The organism is Salmonella enterica subsp. enterica serovar Typhimurium str. LT2 (assembly GCF_000006945.2).
In the GTDB taxonomy this organism is placed as follows: domain Bacteria; phylum Pseudomonadota; class Gammaproteobacteria; order Enterobacterales; family Enterobacteriaceae; genus Salmonella; species Salmonella enterica.
The window spans coordinates 1630147-1656778 of sequence record NC_003197.2; the positions used below are offsets into that span (position 1 = coordinate 1630147).

Sequence of the window (26632 nt, forward strand, 5' to 3'; positions counted from 1 at the left end):
TCGTTATGATACTGACAATACACTGGAAAATCTGACGGTCAAAGCAGCAACCGGGGAAAAACAGTGGCCAGTTAGCACAGCGTTTGCATGAACTGGTGGATAGTTCGGGGAATCAGCGGAAGACCCCCTATTCTCAACCATCTCCTCATAGGCTTTCCTGAACAATGTGATTGTTTGAGTAACTTTACGACAATTGCTTCAAAAACTATCAAATGCCAGACTTCCGCTACCAGACGGTATACACAGTATTACTATTTCTTTTTATATGCCCCATACAAAAGCGATACGGGTGTTTTTTCTAATATCTGGATTTCATTTTTATGTGCTTTATGTTCACTAAAAATATCTGCCAGACTTTTACCTCCAAAGGCCAGGCCAATTCCCGTTGCTGCTGCTGAAAGTAATGTCAATTGCGGCATGGCAAGTGAAGCTATACCTAACGTGGCTGTTCCTGCAAAAATTAATCCAGATGAGATCTTTTTTTTCTTTGAATTCTTAATGGCTGATTCATGCGACTTTCCATACTCTTCGACCACATTGATTAAATGTTTTGAAAAATTATTTGCCGCATCTTGCATTTGATCTGGTGTTTTTCCTTGCAAGTCATGCCTTGAGATTCTTAGTTCATGCCTTAAGGATTCCAGTTGACCTCTTTCTCTAATCTTTTTTAATTCCAGATCGGAAAGCGCAGTAAGGAATTTTACTTCCGCGGCTGAAAGGCCCATTGTAATCGCTTGCTCTTCAGAAGAAAGAGGATTTAATTTACCATAATCCTTGACCAACTGCTCCGTAGTCCATTCATGTAAAAACATATGGTTACTATAAATAACCGGATCAATGCCTAATAGTGTTGCCGATAATTGAGTTGATCGTTGTGCATAAATTGCACCTTCAACCTTACCCAGTAAGGTTGCTATAGCTGACGGCAGATCGTAATCCAGAAGATCTACCTCTCTTGTTGTAAAACTCTTTAAATCTGTATCGTAAACCCAGACTTCTTTTTCGATGTTATTGAAATTATTAAGCAATGTTTTTAATAATTCTTTATTTGTTAGGATCTTCTGGAATGTTTCTTCGTTTCTCCCAAAGTGCTCAAGAAACGCTAAATAAGTAGCGTAATCCATTTTTCTATCTTTAAAAAAGAGCTGGCTTAGAAAAGCGGCAGATTGTTCATGATTGCGTTCTTTATCAAAATCCAGTAATTCAGGAACGATTAGAAAAATTGGATAATCATCATCAATAGTCATAAACGGGATGGCGCGAAATAGATTAGAAACATGTTCAAGTAATACCAACCTGCGCATGCGGACATAACTATTATCTGGTGGCAATGACAAAAATGAATGCAGAGAGCTAAGAGAAGGAAAATGTAATGGATCAACCATTATGATGCTATCAAAATAAATCCCCAGAGATCTAAGGTGATTAGATATGTTATAACCAAAGCGTTGAATCGGAAGTAATAATCGATAACTTTTAGACGCCCGCACTTCTGTTATAAGCGCCGCGGCGTGAGTATCCCAAAATTTATTTAGCAACACGATTAGGTTTGTAAGTTGATTATCTAACTCGGGAGAGCTAATTAGCTCTTTCAGGATGAATCTACGTAATTCTTTTAGTTCTAAATTTCTGAATGCATATTTATATTTTTCAGAAAAAGCGTTTTCCATCAATAAAACATATTCATTCTGTATGCTTTTTGTAATACTACTCATCATCTATCTCCGGAACCACCACGCAACGATTTCCCAGTGTAGTGGTTCTTATCATGTGTATATTGTTAGTCATGTTATCGTAGAAAATTCAGTGGTCAATAACTCATTGAGGTAGCTACTAAAATTTGCAGTTACCAGGATTTAGGATGATTTTAAAAATGTTTATAAATTCAGGCTGCGCCGCAGTGATTGCACTGATTTCCACGTAACATGATAATCAATGGCTTTGATACCCTTTAAACGAACAAATATGAGCTTAACATGGCGACAATAAAGGATGTTGCATCCATGGCCGGTGTATCAACCGCGACTGTATCACGCGTCATTAACCAGACCGCGTGGGTTGAACCCGTCACGCGCGAACGTGTAGAGAAAGCCATGCGCGATCTCAATTATCGCCGGAATGCCGCCGCTATCGCGCTGGCGAAACGCAGCGGCGATATGCTCGGATTGTTAACCGGCAATCTGGCTGATCCTTTTTTTGCCCGCCTTGCTCGCGGCGTAGAAGATGTTTCTCGTAAGCAGCAGTATCGCTTGATGGTATGTAGCGGCGGCCACGACGAAGAAATGGAAAAAGCGGGACTGGATTTTCTGGTTAATCAAGGTTGTGAGGCTATTGTTGTACACGCCAGCCGATTACCGGATAAAGAGCTGCTGCGCTACGCAGCCCACTTTCCAGCGCTGGTTGTTGTGAATCGTTATATAGCCGGTATGGCCAACCGGTGTATCTGGCTGGAAAATCGCAGCGCCGCCAGGGAAGCGACCCGATATCTCCTGGCGAACGGGCATCGGCGCATTGCCTGTGTGACATCTGACTTGCCAATTATTGATCGTCAGGAACGCCTTGATGGTTACCGTGAGGCGCTGGAAGAATATGGTATTTCTCCAGACCCTCGCTGGGTGATTAGCGTTCCGTTTAACGAAGAAGGCGGCGAGCGGGCCGCGCATCAACTTATTAATAGCGGGCTTCCCCTTACGGCAGCGGTCACGTTTAACGATGTGATGGCCGCTGGCATTATGCGTATTCTTCATCAACGCGGCGTTCAGCTTCCGCAACAGCTCTCTATTGTCGGCTTTGATGATGTGGTGCTGGCCCGGTATCTTTATCCGGCGTTAACAACAATGCATTATCCGGTCGAACAAATGGCGCGTTGTGCCGCGCAACTGGCGATACAGTTATACCAGGGCATTACGCCGCCGCCCAGCAGCAATCATTTCAATGCCGAACTGGTGATCCGCGATTCTGTCGCGCCCTATTTTTCACGGTGAATGCGTCGTCAACAGTAAAAACTGTGATGGCTATCAAATTAACCCTTCTCATGTAATCGGTTACATGGACGAAAGTAATGGATCACAGTAGTGGGAAGCGTATCCCCCTACCCTTGAGCTACCTTACTGACCGGAGCTCCATTATGAGTGCATCACAAAACAAGAAGAAAACGCTGTCATTGGGTTTAGCGCTAATCCCAGTCATCTCCATGTTGTTATTGTTGATTATCGGTTACGGCATTATGGGGCTACGTATCGAACCGCTCCTTCTGTGCTCTGCGGCGGTAGCGGCAGGCATTGCATGGTGGCAAGGATACTGTTGGGAAGACATCATCAACTCAGTGGTGGATAAGCTGGCTAAAGCAATGCCGGTTATCATGATCCTGATCTGCGTGGGCGGTTTGATTGGCTCCTGGATGTTTAGTGGCACCATTCCCTACATGGTGTACTGGGGGCTAAAACTCATAAGCCCGGAATATATTTTGATTGCAGCCTTCTTTTTAACCAGCGTGGTCTCCGTCTGTACCGGTACATCGTGGGGATCCGCCGGGACGGTTGGCGTTGCGTTAATGGGGGTTGCCGCCGGGCTGGACGTGTCTCTTGCAGCAGCAGCTGGCGCCGTTGTTTCTGGCGCTTATTTCGGCGACAAAATCTCACCGTTGTCCGACTCGACTAACTTTGCCGCGATTGTCGCAGACACTACTCTGTTTGAGCATATTCAGCATTTACTTTGGACGACCCTGCCAAGTTTCCTGCTTGCCGCCGTGGTTTATCTTATCGCCGGACACAGTAATATGCTGGGCGAGGTGGCTACGCCGCAGCGCGTTACGGACATCATCCACTCGCTGGAGTCGCTATACCATTTTAATATTGTTCTTATTTTGCCGCCGGTGATCGTACTGTGGGGCGCAATTCGCAAAAAGCCTGTCATCCCATTAATGTTAAGCGCCTGCGTACTTGCCTTGTTCCTCGGCGTCATCATGCAGGGACTGAGCATCAAACAGGGACTGGACGCTTTCATTGATGGATTTGATATCGCCATGTTCCCACAAGGCGCAGAAGGTGTCGTGGCCGATGTTCCGCGCCTGCTAAACCGGGGCGGAATGTTCTCGATGATGGGAACAATACTGTTAGTTTTCTGCGCTTTTTCATTTGCCGGAGCGCTAACGTTAACCGGCGCGTTAACAATCATCATTAACCGACTGCTGACCATTATTCATAGCGTTGGTCAACTCATTGCCGCCACTATCGGCACCACAATTTTGGTCACAGGAGCGACCAGCGACGGTAAACTGGCATTGTTAGTTCCCGCCGAACTGTTTAAAGATGCCTATCGTCGTATGGGGCTGGATACTAAAAACCTTTCACGGACGATAGAAGATGCCGGTACCGTTATCGAACCTCTCCTGCCGTGGACCTCGGCTGGCGTCTACATGGCAACCACGCTGGGCGTTAGCACGCTTGATCTTCTGCCCTGGGCTATCCAATGCTATGCGGCAATCTTCTTCGCATTAATTTATGGTTTTAGCGGAATTGGTATTGCCAGAACTGCCTCCGCCTCAGAAAAGTCGCCGCAATCGTCAGTGACGGAATAATAAGGAAACAAGATGGATTTTAACCAGATTATCAATCGCAACAATACTGGTTCGGTAAAGTGGGATTTTATTGAGCGTCACTTTGGCGATGGCGCAGGGAAACTGCTGCCGATGTGGGTTTCTGATTTCGATTTTGCCTGCCCGCCTGAGGTTCAGGCGGCATTGCATCAGCGAATCGAGCACGGCGTATTTGGCTATAGCGAACGCGATGAGGCCTATTTTAACGCCCTGCTTCACTGGTTTTCATCACGCCACCAGCTCACGTTAAAACAAGAATGGGTATGCAGCGTGGAAGGCGTCGTACCAGGGTTGGCGCTCTTAGTGCAAATGTTGACGCATCCAGGCGACGGCGTAGTGGTACAGGGGCCATACTATGGCTCCTTCGCCAAAATAATCACGCTTAATGGTAGAAAACTGCTGGAGAATCCCCTTAGCGAGTCGCCGGACGATGGCTACCAGATGGATTTTTGCCAACTGGAAAGGCTGTTTCGCCATGAGCGCCCTCCGCTGATGATTTTGTGTAATCCACATAATCCAACCGGGCGTTGCTGGTCGGCCAACGAGCTGGAGCAACTGCTTTTATTATGTGAAGCTTATGATGTCACTCTCATCTCGGATGAAATATGGGCCGATCTATTGCTGCCCGGCGAAACCTTTACCTCGGTACTGCATTTAGGGGTGCGCTGGCATAAACGGGTCATCTCCGCCACTGCGGCCAGCAAAACGTTTGGCTTATCGTCGTTGCGAATTTCTAATTTTCTCATTCCCGATCCTACGCTTCGCCAGCGTTTCCTGTCTCGTCTGGACGCTCATGGGCTGGATGTCTTTAACGCCCTCTCCGTTCAGGCGGCGACTACCGCATGGAATGAAAGCAGACAGTGGCTGGATTCGCTACTGGATTACCTGGCGGAAAACCGCCGCTGGTTTGTTGAACATGCGACAGAGCACCTTCCCTGGGCAAGAATTGTCCCGGCGCAGGGAACCTATTTATTATGGATGGATTGTAAAAAACTGGGACTGGATGACGAACAGCTAAAATGGGTAATGGCGGATGTCGCGGGTATTGCTCCTTCAATGGGCAGCGGCTTTGGCCCGGCGGGCAGCGGATTTATCCGTTTAAATCTGGGATGTCCACGTACCTACCTTGAAATGGCAATAGACGGCCTGAAGCGAATATCGGTGAAGACAATCAAAGGAATACCAACAGGCGGATGAATTTTTCGGGCGGTAAACTGACAACGGTGTTATTTCTGCGGCATGATATCGCCTGAGCGCCAGTAAAAAACCGGCCATCAAGGCCGGTTGGGTCCGGAGCGCGGTTTTACTATCAGGGGCGTCTGAATAACACGATACTGCGCCCGGCCAGATCGAAATCCATTTCTTCGGTAATCCGCATTCCCTGCTGCGCGTTATCGGCAGTCGTCAGTTCAAGTACCCAGCCGCCTTCTCCCCACATCGGAATACGGAACGGTACGCTGCCTTCAAACGGATTGAAAAGCAGTAAGGCGTCATGCCAGATCCCCGCTTCCGGCTGAAGATCGGGACGACTAATACATACGCCTATGGTCGATCCCTCATCCCATTGTTCGGATTGCTGCGCCCCTCCGCCGGCGTTAAACCAGCGGATCTCCAGACCGTCACGCCAGCTCTCCCGGCGCAGCAACGGTTGCGTGGCGCGCAGTTGAATCAGATGACGGGTAAACTCCCGTAGCGCATTGGCGGTTTCCGGCAAATTATCCCAGTGGACCCACGATATTTCACTGTCCTGACAGTAGCCATTGTTATTGCCCATCTGACTGCGGCCAAACTCATCGCCCGCTAATAACATCGGCGTGCCGTGCGAGAAAAGCAAGGTGGTCAGGAAATTACGTTTCTGTCGCTCGCGTATCGCATTGATGCCCTCGTCGTCGGTTGGCCCTTCTGCGCCATAGTTACAGGAGCGGTTATCATTATGCCCGTCATTATTATCTTCGCCATTGGCTTCATTATGTTTGTCGTTATAAGACACCAGATCGTTCAGCGTGAAGCCGTCATGGGCAGTAATAAAGTTAACGCTTGACCAGGGGCGACGGCCGCGCAAATCATAGAGATCGCCGGAACCCAGCAGGCGTGCGGCGAAATCATTTGTGACGTTGTCACCTTTCCAGTATTCGCGTACCGTATCGCGGTATTTATCATTCCATTCGCCCCACCCTGGTGGAAAGCCGCCAACCTGATAGCCGCCCGGTCCGATATCCCAGGGTTCGCCAATCAGTTTCAGTTTTGCCAGCACCGGGTCTTGCGTTACCGCATCAAAAAAACCGCCTCTCTGATCAAAGCCTTCCGGCTCACGACCAAGAATGGTGCCCAAATCAAAACGAAAGCCGTCGACATGCATTGACTCCGCCCAATAGCGAAGGGAATCCATCACCATTTGCAGTACCCGTGGATGAGAGGTATTGACGGTATTACCTGTCCCTGTATCGTTAATGTAATAGCGATGCTGATCGGGCATCGTGCGATAGTAAGAGAAGTTATCGATACCTTTAAATGACAGCGTGGGGCCAAGTTCATTCCCTTCTGCCGTATGGTTATAGACCACATCCAGTATCACTTCGATGCCGGCATCATGGAAAGCGCGCACCATATCGCGGAATCCCTGAATACCTTTTGGACCATAGTAGCGCGTCGCCGGCGCAAAAAAGCCCAGCGAGTTGTATCCCCAGAAATTTTTCAGTCCTTTATCGAGCAGATGCTGATCGTCCGGGAACCAGTGAACGGGTAAAAGCTCGACGGAGGTAATCCCCAGACTTTTAATGTAATCCACGCTGGCTTTATGCCCCATGCCTTCAAACGTACCGCGTAGAGGCTCAGGGATCGCGGAATTAAGCTGGGTAAAGCCTTTTACATGCGTTTCATAAATAATGGCGTTCGACCACGGTATGGAAGGCCGTTGTCTATCCTCCCAGTTAGCCTCATCCGGATCAATCACCCGGCATTTAGGCGTAAATGGCGCGCTATCCTGGTCATCAAAGGTCAAATCTTTATCGTCATGAAGTAATTGATACGCGAAATGCGCATCGTTCCACTGAATATCGCCCACCAGCTCACGGGCATAAGGGTCAATAAGCAGCTTGTTGGGGTTAAAACGATGACCATTTTCCGGGTCATAAGGACCGTAAACGCGGTACCCATACAGCGCGCCGGGCTGCAACTTCGGGACATAGCCGTGCCATATTTCGTCAGTATATTCCGGTAACTCCAGACGAGCGATTTCATGCTCCCCGCTCGGATCGTAAAGGCAAAGCTCGACGCGTTCCGCATGGGCGGAAAAAATAGCGAAATTCACGCCTTCGCCGTCATAATTTGCGCCAAGCGTATGGCTGTATCCTGATCTGATTTCAAAAGCCCTGTTTGTTGTCATTCTCTTTCTCCACCCACGGTAAACGTTGTCCTGTCACGGCACATCAACACATAAACTCAGTCGCTCATTAAAACCAGTACGCCGCCCTGGTGTGAGGCCAACGACAGGCGTTCACCAGGCATTAACCTCTCCTGGGTAAGCACATTGCGATAACGATGCTGATTAAGCTGTCCGGGTATAATAATGTCGGTTCCTGACCAGAAACCGCTATGCGATTGTGACAATAAGCCGTCACATTCGGCGAACACCAGTCGGGGCGCAACAACAATCAGCGCATCATCATGATTGACTCTGGCGTAAGCGATGACCTTGTCGGCACGCTGACCAACAGCCCGCAGCGGTATATAGTCGCCAAAACGGAAGAGCTCATGATTCTGCTGACGCAGACGCAGTAATGCGGCGGTGACATACTGATTCACCTGCCCGTTCAGCCAACTCTCTTCGCGCGAGAAAACTCCCGGCGTCAGTTGGTCTAACTGCTGCGCCAGCGTGGCGAAATCCGGTTCGCGGCGGTTGTCGGGATCGACAAGACTAAAATTCAACGCCTCGCTTCCCTGATAGATATCAGGTACTCCCGGCGCGGTTAATTTGATAACGGTCTGCGTCAGGCTGTTAACCAGTCCTGCGCGGATGAAGGGTTGCAAGGAACGATAAAAATCCTGCAAAAATGTCTGATTATCCGGCGCCAGTAAATAACGGGCGTAATCAAGCATTGCCGTTTCGTAAGCCTCATTACTGTCCACCCAATCGGTACGCAGCTTCGCTTCGCGTAGCGCTTTCTCCACAAAGGCTTCAAAGCGTGTTTTCAGCGCGTTTAGGCCTGTTTCATCCTGTGGTTGTAGCACCGGGGGCCAGACGCCGGTCAGCGCCTGATATAACATCCACGTATCCGCCGATTTTGGCGCAGTGCCATCATTCAAAAATTTGACATGGGTCTGGTTCATCTGCCGCCAGCGGGCAAGGCATTCGCTCCACTGCTCCGGCGCTTCGGTAAGCGTATACAGGCGTGCTCGCGCATCCTCGCCTCGCTTGGTATCGTGGGTCGACGTACCGGATAACGCATCAGGCTGTCGCGCCTGTCGGGTTTTCATCTCATGGTGAAAGCGTTCGATGGAGAAGTGATGCGTGACGGGCTCGGCGCCGACTTCATTTAACGCCAGTCCCATGTTTTGACGAAAGAAAAGCGTATCCTCTACCGATTTCGCCATCAGCGGACCGGTGAGTTGCTGGAACCGAACGCGAAACTGTGTCGCCTCCTCCTGGCTGGAGGCGGGAACATCGCCGGTAAGAAGACGGCTCAGAAATGTAAGCGCTTCTGGCTGCGGAGGGGTTTCAAGCGTCTTTACCCGTTCCACAATACGGTGTAACAGGCAAATATCGGTCGGTGGTAGCCCTTCTGCCGTGCCGTAAGTGCGATATACGGGAAAGGCAATTAATAACTCGCGTAACGCCTGCCGAACGACGCTCTCTTCCTGTGCGATCTGTAGCTCGCTGGCAATCGACAGCGCAAGCGCGAGCAGCCGGGTAAATTCCCCCTCGAAATTGCGATCGACCATCAGCAATTTAGCCGCCCGTAATTCCGCCCGCATATCCACTGGCGCGCCTTTTACGGTCTCGTAAGCCTGGCGCAGATTGTCTATCTGCTCATCGTCAACCAGCACCTCCGCCAGCGAGGCGATAAATTCATAGCCTGTGGTGCCGGAAACCGGCCAGTCATCAGGAAGTTGCTCGCCTTTAGCGAGAATTTTTTCCACGGTGATATAGCACGCCGGCCCCACTTCCTGACGTAAACGCGCAAGATAGGCTTTCGGATCGGCAAGGCCGTCGATATGATCGATACGTAAACCGTCAACCGCCCCCGTTCTGACCAGCTCCAGAATCAGCCGATGTGTATCGTCGAAGACGGTTTTATCTTCCACCCGCATTCCTACCAGCCCTGTGACCTCAAAGAAACGCCGATATGAAAGCGAGCGAGCGGCATCGCGCCAGGACATTAATTTCCACGGCTGGCGCTCATGCAAATCAGCAATAGCGGCTTTATCGGTAAGCGCCAGTATTTCAGCCTCGCGCCCCTGCCACGTCGCCGGCGCAAGCGGATAATAGTTATCATAATAGGCGAACGCGGGTTTACCCGTAGCGGGATCGGGCTTGATCGCAATTTCTCCGTTTTCCAGCACGGCGTCAAACGTGTCGCCTAAAAAAGGCAGCGTCAGTCGGCGCGACCAGTCAATATCGAAATGGCGCGCGTAACGGCTCTCCTTGCCATATTCAAGCACGTCGCGCCACCAGGCGTTTTCCAGCGAGCTGGCCATGTGATTAGGCACAATATCGATGATCAATCCCAGACCTTGCGCTTTAAGTTCAGCCACCAGTCTTTCAAATCCTTCGCGCCCGCCAATAGAAGGCTCAATCTCATTCGCATCGGTGACATCATAACCATGCGTTGACGCTTTGGTGGCGGTAAAGATGGGTGAGGCATAAAGATGGCTGATACCCAGATTTTTAAGGTAAGGCACCAGCGCCGCAGCGCGATCGAAGGTCATGCCATTGCGAAACTGAAGGCGATACGTTGCAGTTGGGATCATGATGCAGACTCTCCCTGGGCTAAGCGGACAATAAGAGAATGTTGGGAAAGCGACCCGGTGGATTCATTCGGCCAGGCGAAGAGAGTCTTACCCGGTAAATCGGGCAGCAATACCGTCGTGGCGCTAATATTCAGCGCCAGTGACAGCGTTCCTCCCGGAAAACGCCAGCTAACGGCAATAAACCCGGGCGCGGTTTGCAATACCGTTCCTGAGCTCTCACGGGCAGCGGACAACAGCGGCACGATATGCTTCTGGCGCAAAAGCAGTAGTTCGCGGGTAAACGCCAGCCACGCTTTACCCTCTTCACTGTGCTGTTGCTTCCAGTTAAGTTTTGAGCGTTGAAAGGTCTCTGGCGCATTCGGGTCCGGAACATTTTCCCCTGCATGATCGGCAAACTCTTTTGCGCGACCTTCACGAACGGCGCGGGCTAAATCCCCATGGAAATCGGTAAAAAAAAGAAAAGGACGGCTTTCGCCATACTCTTCGCCCATAAAAAGCAGCGGAATATGCGGTGAAAGCAGCAACGTGGCGAGCAATACTTTTGTTCGTTCAGCACCCGCCAGGGTTATCAGTCTGTCGCCCTGGGCGCGGTTACCGACCTGATCGTGATTCTGAATAAAATCCACAAAAGCGACCGGGGGTTGTCCGGTACTTTTTACGCCGCGAGGTTCGCCGGTTTGCGGTGAAATTTCTCCCTGATAAGCGAATCCTTCGGCCAGCGCTCTTGCGAGGTGTTTTTCCGGGGCATCAGCAAAATCGTTGTAGTAGGCCTGGGTCTCTCCGGTCGCAAAAACGTGGACGGCATTATGAAAATCGTCATTCCATTCGGCGGTAAACAGCGGCGCATTGCCATCCTGATCTCGGGGATGCAGAGAAATAATATTGCGGCTATCTTCGGTGGTCAGATGAATGGGCCTGTCGGTAATGTCTTCCCGAATACGTTGTGCGATTTCAACCAGCACATGCCTGGCGCTACTGTCCTCAATCTGATCGATAGCGTCAAAGCGTAAGCCGTCGAGATGGTATTCTGTCAGCCAGTATAACGGCGCCTCGATGATATAGCGCCGCACGGCGTCGACATCATAGGCGATACCATTTCCCCACGGCGTCATGCGCTCTTTGTGGAAAAACGCCGGCGCCAATAGCGGTAAATAATTTCCTTCCGGGCCGAAATGGTTCAGCACAATATCCAGGACGACGGAAAGACCATACCCATGCGCGGCGTCAATAAACGCCTTGAAATCATCCGGCGTCCCATAGGCAGAATGCGGCGCGTAAAGCAGTACGCCGTCATAGCCCCAGCCACGCTCGCCGCCAAATTGCGCAACGGGCATCACTTCAATAACGGTAACGCCGAGTTCAGCGAGATAAGGCAGCTTCGCTATTGCGGCGCGGAAGGTGCCTTCCGGAGTGAACGTGCCTGTATGCATCTCATACACCACGGCCTGCTCCCAACGGCTACCTTTCCACCCGGTGTTGCGCCACGTGTAGCTGCCTGGATCAACCACATATGACGGACCGTTGACGTCAGTTTTTTGGGCGCGGGAAGCCGGATCGGGGACCACCATGCCATCGCTGAGTACAAAGTTATACTCCGTACCTGGCGTCACCCCGGCGACGTCCAGCGTAAACCAGCCGTCACCGTTCGCCTGCATTTCCTGATCTTTACCCGCAAGCCTGAGCATAACCTTTTGCTGACCGGTGGCCCAAAGACGAAAGCGGACAACATCAGCGGCGATATATTCAGCCCCCCAGCTTTTGCAAAAAATTTTTGAACTCATTTGTCGCTCCGTTTAACCCATAACCTCTACAACATCCGAAGAACAAGCATAGACTATGGGGCTAATCTTTACGTGACGCTGTCACTTAACAGGCATTCTTTTTCGTATCTGCGTGTAAAACCGTGGAATTATTGTCGGGATTGCTCAGATGTACCGAAGTGCGCGGTATCGCCTCGCCCGTGTTCGCCAGAGCCCTGAACACGCTGTAGCTGGATAACCTCTCCCTGCTCCCAGGCGTTAGCCCCCTTAACAACGGGATGTTCAGGCAGATCCTGCCGCTCGCGTTTAATGGCTTGGGTATCAATTCCCAGACGGCGATCCCGATCGGCCAGCAGCGCGGGGTCAAGCTGCCCGTCGCCAGTAAAGCCCATCATCAGCGCAGGGATACCCATTGGCAGGGTTTTATCCCGGTCGGTATGCCAGGTGTGCCAGGTCTTGCCATAAGTATTAACAATCTTACTCATCAACGCTTTATCAGCGACCTGCGGTAAGCCAGGCGCCACCAGGCTACCGGATTTCACCTCGTACTGGTGGCTGTGCCACAGTTTTTTCTCCTCGGGAGGAAGCGTTTTAAATAAACGTTCGCTGATAATGTACTCCACCCCCATCAGGCGCGCGTTTTTCGTATTGCCGTCGTAAATCACCGCCTGCATGACATCTTCGTTCAGGACGGTAACGTAATGGTGCGCTTCCATCTGTCCGTTTTTATCACCGCTATAAAAATGGAACCCGTCAAGGTAGGTACTGATGGCATCGACAGGTGGTCTGGATTGAATAGCCGCCGCGCCTGTTTCCAGGGTACGTAATTTGGCAGAGGTTTTTTCCCCGGGAATAGGTGTTTGCGGCGGCGTATTATTGGCGCCGCATCCGGCCAGAAAAGGAATGATAAAGAGTGCCAGCGGTAAAATTTTCATTAGGTCTCCATATAGTGAAAGGGCTCTAATGAAAATAGTGCAATACCACGTGATTGGTAGAAGAAATGGAAGATGTTATTTGTGACGGTGTCACAAATAGTAAAACCCGACACACAGGCCGGGTTTTGATATCAGTTTACTCTTATTTTGAGAGTTCTTTCTTGATTTCGTCTTTTATTTTGCTTAATTCACTCTGCGGGTTTTTCTTACAAAGCTCAACGGCTAGCGGCACTGCTGTCGTCTCAGTTTCCTGGAAATCTACGTAGTCCCCGCCTTTAAAATCTTCATCTTCATTCAGCACCCAGAAAGCGACTGGCGCCATCGTCTGCGGATTGAGGTCAACAAACTCCTGGCAGCTCATACCTTTAGGCGTAACGTTTGTTTTAGTAGTATCTGTTGCCGCATTCACGCTAACACTGGTTACCAGCGCTGCCACGATAATACCTGCTGTAGCAAGGGAGAATTTATTCATTGTTGTTGCTCCAATAATTATATAAATAACCTCTACATCTGCGCGTTAACCCGTTAATGTAGAACACAGAAAATAATACCCCTCCTCTCTCAGGAATAAAGATCACCCTCCGTGATATGGCTATTATTGATATTTACGTTGACTGATTTTGATGTTTGATGAATAAAGCAACATGGCGAGCAGATTTTAAGGCGAAAAAGTAGGCCACGACAATAGCCGCAGACGTGGTCTACGGCGCGTTGAGGTGATAGAAATACGGCAGGATCTCAGATAGACCGGGAGCGAGCCCTCCGTCTGAAAGTATATTCATCAGCCCGATCAACCCATCGTTACCGGGCTGGAGAGGTTATCAGGCGTTAAGCTGGTAGTCGAGGGTGATTTCCGCATTCAGAACCTGCGATACCGGGCACCCGGCTTTTGCTTTCTGGATGATTTGATCGAAAGTTGAAGCATCAATATCTGCTACCGCGACTTTGCTTTGTAGCGCAATTTTGGTAATGGCGAAGCCCGCCTCCACCTTATCAAGCGATACGTCAGCGGTGGTGTCAATGGATGTCGGCGTAAATCCAGCCTCTCCCAGCATGAGTGATAGCGCCATGGAGAAACAGGCCGCATGTGCGGCGCCAATTAACTCTTCCGGGTTGGTTCCCTGCGCGCCTTCGAACCGGGTATTGAATCCATACGGTTGTTGATTAAGCACGCCGCTTTCTGTTGATACAGTACCTTTACCCCGTTTGATGTCGCCTTCCCAGTGTGCCTGACCTTTCTTATGGATTGTCATTTTTGCTCTCCTGTTGGCTCAAAAAATAAAGTATAGACCATGCTGCTAATCTGCGTTGTCCATGCCGATGGAGGTAGCATGTTGTCGATTACCCGCACTTCAGATATAGAAAATAGTTGTATGTTTTTTCAGTGATGAATATTAAACCAACAGGGCTCCCTTTCTTTAAAGAATATATCCCTCCTTTTGTCCTTACTTTTTCTTCTGGAGGCGTATTCCATTATGTATATTTTATATGTATATTGAGATTTATCCTATCCCATTGTAATAAAGGATAAAAATCACAATAAGTAGCCTTTTAAATGTATATTAATTGACCACTATTTGTATGAGGATATGTAATTGGCAAACGTAATATATTTTCTTCAGGGGTAAACAATTAGAGTTCCGCCTTGCGTTAAAATAACTCCAGGACTAATCTTAACCACAGCCGCAAAAATATTTGCCATGCTGAATACGAATTAATTTTCTGCGAGCCGTACTAAATAAATACATGTTCACGGAGGCATTATATGTTTACTTATCACTCAGCAAATACCTCAGCAGCACAACCGGCCCTGGTCAACGCGATTGAACAAGGATTACGCGCGGAGTTAGGCGTTGTCACTGAAGATGATATTTTAATGGAGCTGACCAAATGGGTTGAGGCTTCCGACAATGACATCCTCAGTGACATCTACCAGCAGACCATCAACTATGTGGTAAGCGGGCAGCACCCGACTCTGTAAAACCTGCTATGCTGTATCGGCAACCTTAGGGGTTACGTTTCTTTCGCGTAAGCGAATTTGTCCTTAAAACTAGCAACAGGATTGAGGAGTTAACATGAAATCGAACCGTCAGGCTCGTCATATACTTGGACTGGATTACAGAATTTCCAACCAGCGTAAGGTTGTTACTGAAGGCGACACCAGCAGCGTGGTGAATAACCCAACCGGCAGAAAGCGCCGCGCCGACAGCCAAAAGTAATCGTACAGTCCTGAAATGACGTTAAACACCATTGCATCTGCAATGGTGTTTTTGTTTATAGGAATGACCTTAACGTCTCACAATGCTTTATACTCAGGGTCGGTTCCCTGGTGGAAGGCAATATATGATGATAAACGACGGTGCCAGGGACAGTTATTCGAAAAAGAGTGAGTAACATGGAAACTACAACCAAGAAAGCACGTTCCCTTTATATCCCTTACGCTGGCCCTGTATTGCTGGAATTCCCCCTGTTAAACAAAGGCAGCGCTTTTAGCGTAGAAGAGCGCCGCAACTTCAATTTGTCAGGGCTGCTGCCAGAGGTCGTCGAGTCGATTGAAGAACAGGCCGAACGCGCCTGGCTCCAGTATCAGGGGTTTAAAACAGAAATCGATAAGCATATTTACCTGCGTAACATCCAGGATACCAACGAAACGCTCTTTTATCGACTGGTGCAAAACCATCTTGAAGAGATGATGCCGGTTATCTATACCCCGACCGTGGGCGCGGCCTGTGAGCGCTTCTCTGAGATTTATCGCCGGGCGCGCGGCGTATTTATCTCTTATCCGAACCGTCACAATATGGACGACATTTTGCAGAATGTGCCTAACCACAACATTAAAGTTATTGTGGTGACGGATGGCGAGCGGATTCTGGGGCTTGGCGATCAGGGCATCGGCGGAATGGGGATACCTATCGGTAAGCTGTCATTATACACCGCCTGCGGCGGCATTAGTCCGGCCTATACCCTTCCCGTTGTGCTGGATGTCGGCACCAACAATCAACAGTTACTCAACGATCCGCTTTACATGGGCTGGCGTCATCCGCGCATTACCGACGATGAGTATTATGCGTTTGTCGATGAGTTTATTCAGGCCGTTAAGCAGCGCTGGCCAGATATCCTGCTACAGTTCGAAGATTTCGCGCAGAAAAACGCAATGCCGCTGTTGACGCGCTATCGTGATGAGATTTGCTCCTTTAACGATGATATTCAGGGCACCGCAGCCGTGACCGTCGGTACGTTGATCGCCGCCAGCCGCGCTGCCGGCAGTCAGCTTAGCGAGCAGAAAATCGTTTTCCTCGGCGCGGGTTCCGCCGGATGTGGGATTGCTGAACAGATCATCGCGCAGACTCAGCGTGAAGGTTTAAGCGAAGATGCCGCTCGACAGAACGTTTTTATGGTTGATCGCTTCGGCCTGTTGACGGACCGGATGCCTAATTTATTGCCGTTCCAGGCAAAACTGGTGCAGAAATGCGACAATCTCCAGCACTGGGATACCGAAAATGACGTGTTGTCGCTGCTGGATGTGGTGCGTAACGTGAAGCCGGATATTCTGATCGGGGTTTCCGGCCAGACCGGGCTCTTTACTGAAGAGATCATCCGCGAGATGCATAAGCATTGCCCTCGCCCGATCGTCATGCCGCTCTCTAATCCCACCTCTCGCGTGGAGGCCACGCCACAGGACATTATCGCCTGGACGGAAGGCAACGCGCTGGTGGCAACCGGCAGCCCATTCTCGCCGGTCATCTGGAAAGATAAGGTTTATCCGATCGCACAATGTAATAACGCCTATATTTTCCCCGGCATCGGACTTGGGGTTATCGCTTCCGGCGCATCGCGCATTACTGATGAAATGCTGATGTCAGCCAGTGAGACGCTGGCGAAACATTCTCCGCTGGTGAATAACGGCGAAGGATTAGTGTTGCCAGCGCTTAAAGACATCCAGGTCGTGTCGCGCGCTATCGCTTTTGCCGTAGGTAAAATGGCGCAGCAACAAGGCGTAGCGGTGAAAACCTCTGCGGAAGCGCTGCAACAGGCGATTGACGATAACTTCTGGAAACCGGAATACCGCGACTACCGTCGGACTTCCATTTAATACGTACCCGGCGGTGAATGCCGCCGGATATCACTTTCTTCTTTAGTTTTGGTGAGTCTGTCGACACACCTGAATTCCTTTCCCTGCTTATTTGTCAAGCTACTAATATTAGCCACCTTTATGTATTGAACGGGGATTTATCAGGATAATCCTGGCTAAACTATTACATTGTATTTCTGCCGCCTTGCATAACTCATCAGAAATATTAATCCTAAAGAGGTAATAGCGCCTTACCTGCTATTACTTACCTGCTATGCAGTTCACTATTAATAAAAGGAGAAGGTTATGAAAGCTGCTGTTGTCACACAAGATCATCAGGTTGATGTTACTGAGAAAACGCTGCGTCCCCTTCGCCACGGTGAAGCTTTGCTAAAAATGGAGTGCTGCGGCGTATGCCATACCGATCTACACGTGAAAAACGGCGATTTCGGTGACAAAACCGGCGTTATTCTGGGACACGAAGGCATTGGCGTCGTGGCGGAAGTCGGTCCTGGTGTCACCTCGCTGAAACCCGGCGATCGCGCGAGTGTCGCGTGGTTTTATGAAGGATGCGGACACTGTGAGTATTGCAATACGGGCAATGAAACCTTATGCCGCAACGTGAAAAATGCCGGTTACACGGTAGATGGCGGTATGGCCGAAGAGTGTATTGTCGTCGCGGATTATGCGGTGAAAGTACCGGAAGGTCTGGACTCTGCAGCGGCAAGTAGTATTACCTGCGCGGGCGTTACCACCTATAAAGCGGTGAAGATTTCTCATATTAAACCTGGCCAGTGGATTGCCATCTACGGTCTGGGCGGTCTGGGTAATCTGGCCTTGCAGTACGCGAAAAACGTTTTCAATGCGAAAGTGATCGCCATTGATGTCAATGATGGACAACTGAAACTGGCCGAGGAAATGGGCGCAGATCTGACCATTAATTCACGTACGGAAGATGCGGCTAAAATTGTGCAGGAAAAAACCGGTGGCGCGCACGCAGCGGTGGTTACCGCGGTCGCTAAGGCGGCGTTTAATTCCGCAGTAGATGCCGTTCGCGCCGGAGGCCGCGTGGTGGCAGTCGGGTTGCCGCCAGAAGCCATGAACCTTGATATCCCTCGCCTGGTGCTGGATGGCATTCAGGTTGTCGGTTCGTTGGTGGGGACACGCCAGGATCTGACCGAAGCCTTCCAGTTTGCGGCGGAAGGAAAAGTCGTGCCAAAAGTCGCTTTACGTCCGCTTGAAGATATCAACGTTATTTTTAAAGAGATGGAACAGGGACAAATTCGTGGCCGTATGGTCATCGATTTCCGTCGTTAAACGATTTGCTGTGGTCGTCTGAGTATACAGACAGCAGATGAAAACAAGGCGCTACCAGGATAGCGCCTTGTTTATCAGATTGCGAAAGAATTACTGAATACCTTCTTCGCTCTCTTTTTTTGCTTCCGCCTTCTCGATTTCACGATACCAGCGTGGATGATGTTTCTTCGCCCAGCGACGGCTGACCTTCCCTTCGATCATGCCTTTAATCGAGCCTTTCACCCAAAATGCCATATACATATGGATGAGGATCGCGTGCATTAAAATAATGCCCGCCGCCGCATGAATCAACAGGCTATAACGCACCACCTGCATGGGGAAATACTGCGCGAAATACGGACGCCAGATAATCACGCCAGTCACCAGCAGCACAAAAATCATGCTCATAATGGACCAGAACATCATCTTCTGTCCGGCATTGTATTTACCGACATCCGCCACCTTATGCTCATTGCCTTTCAATACTTCGACAATATTTTTCAGCCACGGAATATCTTTTTTATCCGGGATGTTGTGGTGGACGAAACGCACGAACATAAACATCAGCGCGATGAAGATGGCAATACCGAAGAACGGGTGCAAAATACGTCCCATCTGCGGCGTGCCGAAAGTTTGCGTCAACCATTGTAGCGTCGGGAAGAAAAACGAAATCCCCGACAGCGCTACCAGGAAGAAGCAGATCACCACCGTCCAGTGACAGGCGCGGTCGACAAATTTCGTGCGCACAATCATTTTCGACTTACTCATGATGATCCTCCTCATCGTCGTCCGTTTCTTTATTCGGGCCAATACCGATGTAGTGGTAAATCAGACCGGCGAAAGTGGCGATAAAGCCCGCTGCGGCCAGCGGTTTTAGCGCCCCTTTCCACAGATTGATTGAGGTATCGATCTGCGGATCTTTCGGCAAGCCGTGGTACAACTCCGGCTGATTGGCATGGTGCAGCACATACATGACGTGCGTACCGCCGACGCCCTGCGGGTTGTAGATACCGGCATGTTCAAAGCCGCGCGCTTTTAACTTCTCCACGCGTTGCTCACCCAGTTCCAGCATCTCTTTTTTGGTGCCGAAGTGAATAGCCCCGGTCGGACAAGTTTTGACGCAGGCCGGTTCCTGGCCCACGCTGACGCGATCGACGCAGAGCGTACATTTATAAACGCGGTTGTCCTCTTTGTTGAGGCGCGGAATATTAAACGGACACCCGGCGATACAGTAACCACAGCCGATACAGTGTTCAGATTGAAAATCAACAATCCCGTTCGCGTACTGGATGATAGCCCCGGCAGATGGACAGGCTTTAAGACAGCCTGGATCTTCACAGTGCATACAACCATCTTTACGAATCAGCCACTCCAGCTTGCCGTTCTGCTCGGTTTCGGTAAAGCGCATCACCGTCCAGGACTTGGCGCTGAGATCGGCAGGGTTATCGTACACCCCGACACAATGACCAACGTTATCGCGAATATCGTTCCATTCAGAACAGGCTACCTGGCAGGCTTTACAGCCGACACAGGAGGAGACGTCGATCAGTTTCGCGACTTCGGCTTTGTAATCACGCGCCTGCGGAGGCGGCGTGATGGCGTTTGTTGCGGACCGTTTAATAATGTCCTGCGTTTCCATAGACATATGTTCGCCTCCCTTACGCCTTCTCGATGTTAACTAAAAACGCTTTGTATTCCGGCGTTTGCGAGTTGGCATCACCGACATTTGGCGTCAGAGTATTGGCGATATAGCCTTTGCGCGCGACACCCTCAAAGCCCCAGTGAATCGGGATCCCCACCGTTTCAACCTGCTGACCGTTGACATGCAGGGTGCGAAGACGACGAGTTACCACCGCGACCGCGCGAATAAACCCGCGTTTACTGCTCACCTTCACATAGTCGCCGTTAGCGATACCTTTCGCTGCCGCCAGCGTCTCACTGATCTCCACAAACTGTTCCGGCTGAGCGATAGCGTTAAGTAGCGCATGTTTGGTCCAGGTATGGAAATGCTCTGTGAGGCGGTAAGTCGTGCCCACGTACGGAAACTGCTCCTTCTTACCCATGCGCAGCGCATCTTCTTCATACAGACGCGCCGCCGGGTTCGAGACCACATTCGGGTGCAGCGGGTTAGTGCCCAGCGGCGTTTCCATCGGCTCGTAGTGTTCAGGGAACGGCCCTTCCGCCATTTTATCAATAGCAAACAGACGTCCCAGCCCTTCCGGCTGCATGATAAATGGATTGGTCCCGCTCCCCGGCGCCGCGTTGTTAAAGTCCGGAATATCGTTCCCTGTCCACTTCGCGCCGTTCCACTGGATCAGCATCCGTTTTGGATCCCACGGTTTACCCTGCGGATCCGCCGAAGCGCGGTTATACAATACGCGACGGTTTAGCGGCCATGCCCACGCCCAACCCAGAGTATTGCCAAGCCCTGACGGGTCGGCGTTATCACGTCTGGACATCTGGTTGCCCTGCTCCGTCCAGCTACCGGTATAAATCCAGCAGGAGGAGGATGTCGTACCGTCATCGCGCAGTAATGCAAAACTGCTCAACAACTGGCCTTTCCTGGCAAGCAGTGTACCGTTGGCGTCATAGAGATCTTCCAGCGCATAGCCGTTGTTCTCTTTCGCCACTTCTTCCGAATGCGGTTCATCCGGCTGCTTGTAGTTCCAGCTCATCTTCAATAGTGGTTCGGCGCCTTTACCGCCTTCTGCGCGATACATTTCACGCAGACGATGGTAAATACCGGCCAGAATCTCGCCGTCGTTACGCGCTTCGCCCGGCGCGTCCTGACCTTTCCAGTGCCACTGTAACCAGCGACCGGAGTTAGCGATAGAGCCATCCTCTTCCGCAAAACAGGTAGACGGCAGACGGAAGACTTCGGTCTGAATCGTTGTCGGATCGACATCATTAGATTCGCCGTGGTTCTGCCAGAACGTTGACGTTTCAGTCACCAGCGGATCGATAACGACCAGATACTTCAGTTTGCTTAAGCTTTGCACCACTTTGTTTTTGTCCGGGAAGGACGCCACCGGGTTAAAGCCCTGACAGAAATAGCCGGTGACTTTCCCGCTATCCATCATGTTGAAATATTTGATCACGTCATAGGACTGATCCCACTTAGGCAGCCAGGCAAAGCCCCAGTCATTCTCTTGCTGCGCCGCATCGCCATAGAAAGATTTCATCAGGCTGACGAAGAACTTAGGATAATTACCCCAGTAGTTGACCTGATCGGCCAGCGTCGCTTTGGGGGTATTCGCTGCCAGATAAGTTTGCAGATCGGCCTGTTTTTCCGATGGCAGCGTCAGATAACCCGGCAGGCTGGTGGAGAGCAGTCCTAAATCCGTTAAGCCCTGAATATTAGAGTGGCCGCGCAAGGCGTTCACACCGCCGCCAGCCATCCCCATATTGCCGAGCAGCAACTGGATCATCGCCATAGTACGGATGTTCTGCGCCCCGACGGTATGTTGCGTCCAGCCCAGCGCATACAGGAAGGTGGTAGTGCGATCCGGAACGCTGGTAGAGGCCAACACCTCACACACCTTCAGGAAATCCGCTTTCGGCGTACCGCAGATGTTTTCCACGACGTCCGGCGTGTAGCGCGAAACGTGCTGCTTCAGCAGATTCCACACACAGCGTGGGTGCGTCAACGTTTCATCACGTTTGGCATAGCCGTTTTCATCAAACTGGTAGTTCCAGGAGGATTTATCGTACTGACGCTTTTGGGCGTCATAGCCGCTGAAAAGACCGTCATCAAAGGCAAAATCATCCCGCACCAGCAGGCTGGCGTTGGTGTAATGCTTAACGTATTCAGCGTTGATTTTGTTATTTTCGATCAGGTACAGCAAAACGCCGGACAGAAAGGTAATGTCTGTACCGGAACGTATTGGCGCATAGATATCCGCCACCGACGCCGTACGCGTAAAGCGTGGATCAACGACAATCAGCGTCGCATCGTTATTGTTTTTCGCTTCCATCGCCCAGCGGAAACCCACCGGATGCGCTTCTGCGGCATTGCCGCCCATCACCATCACGACGTTGGCGTTTTTAATATCCACCCAGTGGTTGGTCATCGCACCGCGACCAAATGTTGGAGCAAGACTTGCTACCGTTGGTCCGTGTCAAACGCGCGCCTGGTTATCTACCGCCAGCATACCGAGAGAACGCGCAAACTTCTGCGTCAGCATACCCGTTTCATTGCTGGCCGCCGAGGCGCACAGCATTCCGGTAGAGAGCCAGCGGTTAACCGTGACGCCCTGCTCATTCTTTTCAATAAAGTTGGCGTCGCGGTCGGCTTTCATTAATTTAGCAATACGAGTGAAAGCGTCATCCCAGCTAATGCGCTGCCACTTGTCGGAACCCGGCGCGCGGTATTCCGGATAGCGTAGGCGATCTTCACTGTGAACATAGTCCAGCAAACCGGCCCCTTTCGGGCACAGCGCGCCACGGCTTACCGGATGATCCGGGTCGCCTTCAATATGGTAAATCGCTTCTTTCGCGTTTTTTGCCCCATCTCCCAGGCTATACATTAATAGCCCGCAACCTACGGAACAGTATGTGCAGGAGTTACGGATCTCTTTTGCGCGCAACAGCTTATAGTTTCGCGCCTGAGCCAGGGCCATTTTAGGGGTAAAACCCAGTGCGGCCACCGTTGTTCCCGCCATACCGCCCGCGCAGATTTTAAAAAATTGTCTGCGGCTGACGTCCATTGCTTTCCTCTTTTTTCCACGGATGCACGCCTCCTTCGAACTGCAGCAAAACCTCAGCCCAGGATGCGTGTATAACTTCGCGAGGAAACTAACAGCAAAATCGATAACTTTTTTGCGTCAAATCAATATTGAAACGGTTCCGCTATTAAATAGCCCTATTTTTAAACTGCAATAACTCCAGGGAGGTACTAAAAAATGACACTGCATGGCATCGCCCTCGGAAAAAGTGCTATAAGTGGCAGTTTATTTTGCGCGGTATTCAGGACAGTCACAAAGCATGACATCACAAAAAGCAACGCTAATAGGGCTTGTTGCCATCGTTCTGTGGAGCACGATGGTTGGGTTAATTCGCGGCGTCAGCGAAGGTCTCGGACCGGTAGGCGGCGCAGCCATGATCTATTCATTAAGCGGTCTGCTGCTGATTTTTACCGTCGGATTACCTGATATCCGCCGTTTCCCGGGGCGATACCTCATCGCAGGCAGCGTACTGTTTGTCAGTTATGAAATATGCCTGGCGCTTTCTCTCGGTTATGCCGCCACTCGCCATCAGGCTATCGAAGTCGGCATGGTTAACTATTTATGGCCCAGCCTGACCATTCTGTTTGCCATTCTTTTTAATGGGCAAAAAACTAACTGGCTTATTGTTCCTGGATTGCTTATTGCACTTACTGGCGTTTGCTGGGTTCTGGGGGGCGAGAATGGTCTTAATCCCGGAGAAATTATCAGCAATGTCGCCACCAGTCCGCTAAGTTATTTACTGGCATTTCTTGGGGCGTTTATATGGGCGACGTACTGCACGGTCACCAATAAATATGCGCGTGGTTTTAACGGTATCACCGTCTTTGTGTTACTCACCGCCGTGGCGCTGTGGTTACACTATTTTCTTACGCCGCAACCTGCCATGATATTTAGCCTACCGGTGATTGCTAAACTTTTTACCGCGGCATTAACGCTGGGGTTTGCCTACGCAGCATGGAATGTGGGCATACTTCATGGCAATGTGACTATCATGGCCGTAGGGTCTTATTTTACCCCCGTCATGTCCTCTGCTCTGGCAGCGCTGTTACTCAGCTCACCACTGTCATTCTCCTTCTGGCAAGGCGCAGTCATGGTTTGCGTAGGTTCGCTACTTTGTTGGCTGGCAACGCGGCGGCGCTAATAGCGACGGGCGGGCCGATATTGATATTAAATCGACCCGCTGTACCTTGACACTCTTCATAACACAACTACGCTTTTATCTATTGCCTGTGCGTATTTAACGATTTTCCATTTTCACGTGCTCCTCCTGCGCCATACCAGGATTGCGCTGGTAAAAATGAATTTTATAAAATCGTTAAATATGTTAATGTAATGATGTAATTATATTAACAAATATATAATTAACGTTAGCTTGCAACTGTTATTAGTGCATATAATAATCAGTGGTTACTACCAAAAATAAAACCATAAACAGCCCAATAGTCCCCTCCGAAAATATATCTTATTAGACAGTCCCTATTTGAATTAATACTCTCAAATGTATTAAGGAGATCTCGATCACACAAATTAAAATAATTTGTAATCTTATGAAACTTATTATTGAACTTATGCCACTCCGTCATTTAAAAATAGTCTGCCATTGACAAACGCCTCGTTTAACAATGGTTGAGGAAACACGCTAAGAAAATTATAAGGATTATTAAAATGAAACTTAAGTTAGTGGCAGTGGCAGTGACTTCCCTGTTGGCAGCAGGCGTTGTAAATGCAGCCGAGGTATATAACAAAGACGGCAATAAACTGGATCTGTACGGTAAAGTTCACGCTCAGCATTATTTCTCTGATGATAACGGAAGTGATGGTGACAAAACTTACGCGCGTCTGGGCTTTAAAGGCGAAACGCAGATCAACGATCAGTTAACCGGTTTTGGCCAGTGGGAATATGAATTCAAAGGCAACCGTACTGAAAGCCAGGGCGCTGACAAAGACAAAACCCGTCTGGCGTTTGCTGGTCTGAAATTCGCTGACTACGGTTCTTTCGACTACGGTCGTAACTACGGCGTTGCTTACGACATCGGCGCATGGACCGACGTTCTGCCAGAGTTTGGTGGCGATACCTGGACTCAGACTGACGTCTTCATGACTGGCCGTACTACTGGTGTTGCCACCTACCGTAACACTGACTTCTTTGGCCTGGTTGAAGGTCTGAACTTTGCCGCGCAGTACCAGGGCAAAAACGACCGTGACGGCGCGTACGAGTCTAACGGCGACGGTTTCGGTCTGTCCGCAACGTATGAGTACGAAGGTTTTGGCGTAGGTGCGGCCTATGCGAAGTCTGACCGTACTAACAACCAGGTGAAAGCAGCGAGCAACCTGAATGCTGCGGGTAAAAACGCTGAAGTCTGGGCTGCTGGTCTGAAATATGATGCGAACAACATCTACCTGGCGACCACCTACTCCGAAACGCTGAACATGACCACCTTCGGTGAAGATGCAGCGGGTGATGCGTTTATCGCGAATAAAACCCAGAACTTCGAAGCGGTTGCTCAGTATCAGTTCGACTTCGGTCTGCGTCCGTCCATCGCTTACCTGAAATCCAAAGGTAAAAACCTGGGTACTTACGGCGACCAGGATCTGGTTGAGTACATCGATGTTGGCGCAACCTACTACTTCAACAAAAACATGTCCACCTTCGTTGATTACAAAATCAACCTGCTGGACGACAGCGACTTCACCAAAGCGGCTAAAGTGTCTACCGACAACATCGTTGCTGTTGGTCTGAACTACCAGTTCTAATTTTGTTGTAGTCTGAATACAAAGCCAGTCCTTTCAGGGCTGGCTTTTTCTCTTGATGTAGACTCGGTCATAAGGAGTATGCCGTGCAGACGTTCACTGGTCGTTGTCTTTGCGGACAGAGCCATTTTACCGTTGACGTCGAAATGCTGGATGTCTATGCCTGCCATTGTACGCTGTGTCAAAAATGGTCGGGTGGAATAGCCATGTATCTGGAAGCCTGCGGGCAACCACAGCTAGCCCCCCTTTCCCCGGAACCGCCATACTTTTCATCCTCTTCGCGCGGCGAACGCTACTTCTGTTCCGGCTGCGGGTGTCCGCTGTGGTTTCGGCTTACCGATACCGATCGCTATTTTATTCCCTGGACCTTACTGGAACTGAACGAAGTTGATCGCCGTCGGCTGATTCTGGCTGCGGAAATTTATACCGAGACCCAACCTGCCTTCTGGCGACTGACGGGGCAATACGCACGCCTCAGCGGTAAAGAGGTTGAGGAAATGGACTCCCCCTGCCAGCTAGCGCATTAA

Annotated in this window: 20 protein-coding genes and 17 other annotated features; of the genes, 10 read left to right on the forward strand and 10 right to left on the reverse strand. The window is 50.2% G+C overall.

The features are described 5' to 3' along the window. Positions 1 to 251 precede the first annotated feature (251 nt). The gene (locus STM1554; protein NP_460513.1) for a putative coiled-coil protein occupies positions 252 to 1725 on the reverse strand. Within the gene, positions 252 to 1718 belong to an annotated coding region; the region does not span the whole gene. Then, positions 1720 to 1725 (reverse strand) — a ribosome-binding site (putative RBS for STM1554; RegulonDB:STMS1H001760). It overlaps the preceding gene by 6 nt. A gap of 251 nt (positions 1726 to 1976) precedes the next feature. On the opposite strand from STM1554, the gene STM1555 reads away from it, so the two are divergent. The 3 genes from STM1555 to STM1557 all read left to right on the forward strand — a co-directional run bounded on the left by STM1555 (position 1977) and on the right by STM1557 (position 5794). Then, entirely contained in the window at positions 1977 to 2984 is a 1008-nt protein-coding gene (locus STM1555) for a putative transcriptional regulator (protein ID NP_460514.1), read from the forward strand. A 136-nt stretch (positions 2985 to 3120) separates the two neighbouring features. After that, positions 3121 to 3126 (forward strand) — a ribosome-binding site (putative RBS for STM1556; RegulonDB:STMS1H001761). Beyond that, positions 3121 to 4579, forward strand: a protein-coding gene (locus tag STM1556; protein NP_460515.1) for a putative Na+/H+ antiporter. Within the gene, positions 3128 to 4579 belong to an annotated coding region; the region does not span the whole gene. (Overlaps the previous feature by 6 nt.) 1 nt (position 4580) lies before the next feature. Then, positions 4581 to 4586, forward strand: a ribosome-binding site (putative RBS for STM1557; RegulonDB:STMS1H001762). Continuing rightward, positions 4581 to 5794 (forward strand): putative aminotransferase gene (locus STM1557; RefSeq protein NP_460516.1). Within the gene, positions 4592 to 5794 belong to an annotated coding region; the region does not span the whole gene. Its footprint overlaps the feature before it by 6 nt. A gap of 112 nt (positions 5795 to 5906) precedes the next feature. Here the strand turns inward: STM1557 and STM1558 are convergent. The 6 genes from STM1558 to osmC form a co-directional block, all read right to left on the reverse strand. Further along, positions 5907 to 7989 (reverse strand): putative glycosyl hydrolase gene (locus tag STM1558; RefSeq protein ID NP_460517.1). Within the gene, positions 5907 to 7982 belong to an annotated coding region; the region does not span the whole gene. After that, positions 7984 to 7989: a ribosome-binding site (putative RBS for STM1558; RegulonDB:STMS1H001763), on the reverse strand. It overlaps the preceding gene by 6 nt. A 49-nt stretch (positions 7990 to 8038) precedes the next feature. Next, the gene (locus STM1559; RefSeq protein NP_460518.1) for a putative glycosyl hydrolase occupies positions 8039 to 10573 on the reverse strand. Within the gene, positions 8039 to 10567 belong to an annotated coding region; the region does not span the whole gene. After that, positions 10564 to 12354, reverse strand: a protein-coding gene (locus STM1560) for a putative alpha amylase (protein ID NP_460519.1). Within the gene, positions 10564 to 12348 belong to an annotated coding region; the region does not span the whole gene. The genes STM1559 and STM1560 overlap by 10 nt, the downstream gene beginning before the upstream one ends. Then, positions 10568 to 10573: a ribosome-binding site (putative RBS for STM1559; RegulonDB:STMS1H001764), on the reverse strand. (Overlaps the previous gene by 6 nt.) After that, positions 12349 to 12354 (reverse strand) — a ribosome-binding site (putative RBS for STM1560; RegulonDB:STMS1H001765). Its footprint lies within the gene STM1560. A 122-nt stretch (positions 12355 to 12476) precedes the next feature. Next, the gene (locus STM1561) for a putative outer membrane or secreted lipoprotein (RefSeq protein NP_460520.1) occupies positions 12477 to 13268 on the reverse strand. Within the gene, positions 12477 to 13262 belong to an annotated coding region; the region does not span the whole gene. Then, positions 13263 to 13268: a ribosome-binding site (putative RBS for STM1561; RegulonDB:STMS1H001766), on the reverse strand. (Overlaps the previous gene by 6 nt.) Positions 13269 to 13404: 136 nt before the next feature. Further along, the gene (locus STM1562; protein NP_460521.1) for a putative periplasmic transport protein occupies positions 13405 to 13748 on the reverse strand. Within the gene, positions 13405 to 13734 belong to an annotated coding region; the region does not span the whole gene. Beyond that, positions 13743 to 13748 (reverse strand) — a ribosome-binding site (putative RBS for STM1562; RegulonDB:STMS1H001767). It overlaps the preceding gene by 6 nt. 335 nt (positions 13749 to 14083) lie before the next feature. Next, positions 14084 to 14528, reverse strand: a protein-coding gene (gene osmC, locus STM1563; RefSeq protein NP_460522.1) for a putative resistance protein. Within the gene, positions 14084 to 14515 belong to an annotated coding region; the region does not span the whole gene. After that, positions 14523 to 14528 (reverse strand) — a ribosome-binding site (putative RBS for osmC; RegulonDB:STMS1H001768). Its footprint overlaps the gene before it by 6 nt. Positions 14529 to 15014: 486 nt before the next feature. Continuing rightward, positions 15015 to 15020: a ribosome-binding site (putative RBS for yddX; RegulonDB:STMS1H001769), on the forward strand. Between osmC and yddX the strand changes: the two genes are divergently transcribed. From yddX to adhP, 4 genes are all read left to right on the forward strand, one after another. Further along, the gene (gene yddX, locus STM1564) for a putative cytoplasmic protein (protein NP_460523.1) occupies positions 15015 to 15243 on the forward strand. Within the gene, positions 15028 to 15243 belong to an annotated coding region; the region does not span the whole gene. (Overlaps the previous feature by 6 nt.) Before the next feature lie 83 nt (positions 15244 to 15326). Beyond that, positions 15327 to 15332, forward strand: a ribosome-binding site (putative RBS for rpsV; RegulonDB:STMS1H001770). Next, positions 15327 to 15481 (forward strand): 30S ribosomal subunit protein S22 gene (rpsV, locus tag STM1565; protein ID NP_460524.1). Within the gene, positions 15338 to 15481 belong to an annotated coding region; the region does not span the whole gene. Its footprint overlaps the feature before it by 6 nt. Positions 15482 to 15657: 176 nt before the next feature. Further along, entirely contained in the window at positions 15658 to 17355 is a 1698-nt protein-coding gene (gene sfcA / locus STM1566; protein NP_460525.1) for an NAD-linked malate dehydrogenase, read from the forward strand. 273 nt (positions 17356 to 17628) lie between these two features. Continuing rightward, positions 17629 to 17634: a ribosome-binding site (putative RBS for adhP; RegulonDB:STMS1H001771), on the forward strand. Further along, the gene (gene adhP, locus STM1567; protein NP_460526.1) for an alcohol dehydrogenase occupies positions 17629 to 18651 on the forward strand. Within the gene, positions 17641 to 18651 belong to an annotated coding region; the region does not span the whole gene. It overlaps the preceding feature by 6 nt. Before the next feature lie 90 nt (positions 18652 to 18741). Here adhP and fdnI read toward each other — a convergent pair. From fdnI to fdnG, 3 genes are all read right to left on the reverse strand, one after another. Next, positions 18742 to 19411, reverse strand: a protein-coding gene (gene fdnI, locus STM1568) for a formate dehydrogenase-N, cytochrome B556(Fdn) gamma subunit (RefSeq protein ID NP_460527.1). Within the gene, positions 18742 to 19398 belong to an annotated coding region; the region does not span the whole gene. Then, positions 19391 to 20286, reverse strand: a protein-coding gene (gene fdnH, locus STM1569; RefSeq protein ID NP_460528.1) for a formate dehydrogenase-N, Fe-S beta subunit. Within the gene, positions 19391 to 20275 belong to an annotated coding region; the region does not span the whole gene. Before fdnH ends, fdnI begins: the two co-directional genes overlap by 21 nt. Beyond that, positions 19406 to 19411: a ribosome-binding site (putative RBS for fdnI; RegulonDB:STMS1H001772), on the reverse strand. Its footprint overlaps the gene before it by 6 nt. Continuing rightward, positions 20281 to 20286 (reverse strand) — a ribosome-binding site (putative RBS for fdnH; RegulonDB:STMS1H001773). Its footprint lies within the gene fdnH. 2 nt (positions 20287 to 20288) lie before the next feature. Next, positions 20289 to 23343 (reverse strand): putative molybdopterin oxidoreductases gene (gene fdnG / locus STM1570; RefSeq protein ID NP_460529.1). Within the gene, positions 20289 to 23336 belong to an annotated coding region; the region does not span the whole gene. Further along, positions 23338 to 23343: a ribosome-binding site (putative RBS for fdnG; RegulonDB:STMS1H001774), on the reverse strand. (Overlaps the previous gene by 6 nt.) A gap of 317 nt (positions 23344 to 23660) precedes the next feature. Next, positions 23661 to 23666, forward strand: a ribosome-binding site (putative RBS for yddG; RegulonDB:STMS1H001775). On the opposite strand from fdnG, the gene yddG reads away from it, so the two are divergent. From yddG to STM1573, 3 genes are all read left to right on the forward strand, one after another. Further along, positions 23661 to 24495 (forward strand): putative permease gene (yddG, locus tag STM1571; RefSeq protein ID NP_460530.3). Within the gene, positions 23671 to 24495 belong to an annotated coding region; the region does not span the whole gene. (Overlaps the previous feature by 6 nt.) Positions 24496 to 25006: 511 nt before the next feature. Next, positions 25007 to 25012: a ribosome-binding site (putative RBS for nmpC; RegulonDB:STMS1H001776), on the forward strand. After that, positions 25007 to 26108 (forward strand): new outer membrane protein gene (nmpC, locus tag STM1572; RefSeq protein ID NP_460531.1). Within the gene, positions 25020 to 26108 belong to an annotated coding region; the region does not span the whole gene. Its footprint overlaps the feature before it by 6 nt. Before the next feature lie 143 nt (positions 26109 to 26251). After that, positions 26252 to 26632, forward strand: coding sequence for a putative cytoplasmic protein (locus tag STM1573; RefSeq protein ID NP_460532.3), 381 nt, complete (start codon positions 26252 to 26254; stop codon positions 26630 to 26632).

Excerpts from the sequence above, each read along its gene's own strand:
- fdnI (NP_460527.1), bottom strand. The coding sequence starts at position 19,398 with ATGAGTAAGTCGAAAATGATTGTGCGCACGAAATTTGTCGACCGCGCC.
- STM1555 (NP_460514.1), top strand. The coding sequence starts at position 1,977 with ATGGCGACAATAAAGGATGTTGCATCCATGGCCGGTGTATCAACCGCG.
- yddX (NP_460523.1), top strand. The coding sequence starts at position 15,028 with ATGTTTACTTATCACTCAGCAAATACCTCAGCAGCACAACCGGCCCTG.
- fdnH (NP_460528.1), bottom strand. The coding sequence starts at position 20,275 with ATGTCTATGGAAACGCAGGACATTATTAAACGGTCCGCAACAAACGCC.
- sfcA (NP_460525.1), top strand. The coding sequence starts at position 15,658 with ATGGAAACTACAACCAAGAAAGCACGTTCCCTTTATATCCCTTACGCT.
- STM1554 (NP_460513.1), bottom strand. The coding sequence starts at position 1,718 with ATGATGAGTAGTATTACAAAAAGCATACAGAATGAATATGTTTTATTG.
- STM1556 (NP_460515.1), top strand. The coding sequence starts at position 3,128 with ATGAGTGCATCACAAAACAAGAAGAAAACGCTGTCATTGGGTTTAGCG.
- STM1561 (NP_460520.1), bottom strand. The coding sequence starts at position 13,262 with ATGAAAATTTTACCGCTGGCACTCTTTATCATTCCTTTTCTGGCCGGA.
- STM1573 (NP_460532.3), top strand. The coding sequence starts at position 26,252 with ATGCTGGATGTCTATGCCTGCCATTGTACGCTGTGTCAAAAATGGTCG.
- STM1558 (NP_460517.1), bottom strand. The coding sequence starts at position 7,982 with ATGACAACAAACAGGGCTTTTGAAATCAGATCAGGATACAGCCATACG.
- STM1560 (NP_460519.1), bottom strand. The coding sequence starts at position 12,348 with ATGAGTTCAAAAATTTTTTGCAAAAGCTGGGGGGCTGAATATATCGCC.
- adhP (NP_460526.1), top strand. The coding sequence starts at position 17,641 with ATGAAAGCTGCTGTTGTCACACAAGATCATCAGGTTGATGTTACTGAG.
- STM1559 (NP_460518.1), bottom strand. The coding sequence starts at position 10,567 with ATGATCCCAACTGCAACGTATCGCCTTCAGTTTCGCAATGGCATGACC.
- rpsV (NP_460524.1), top strand. The coding sequence starts at position 15,338 with ATGAAATCGAACCGTCAGGCTCGTCATATACTTGGACTGGATTACAGA.
- nmpC (NP_460531.1), top strand. The coding sequence starts at position 25,020 with ATGAAACTTAAGTTAGTGGCAGTGGCAGTGACTTCCCTGTTGGCAGCA.
- osmC (NP_460522.1), bottom strand. The coding sequence starts at position 14,515 with ATGACAATCCATAAGAAAGGTCAGGCACACTGGGAAGGCGACATCAAA.
- STM1557 (NP_460516.1), top strand. The coding sequence starts at position 4,592 with ATGGATTTTAACCAGATTATCAATCGCAACAATACTGGTTCGGTAAAG.
- STM1562 (NP_460521.1), bottom strand. The coding sequence starts at position 13,734 with ATGAATAAATTCTCCCTTGCTACAGCAGGTATTATCGTGGCAGCGCTG.
- yddG (NP_460530.3), top strand. The coding sequence starts at position 23,671 with ATGGTTGGGTTAATTCGCGGCGTCAGCGAAGGTCTCGGACCGGTAGGC.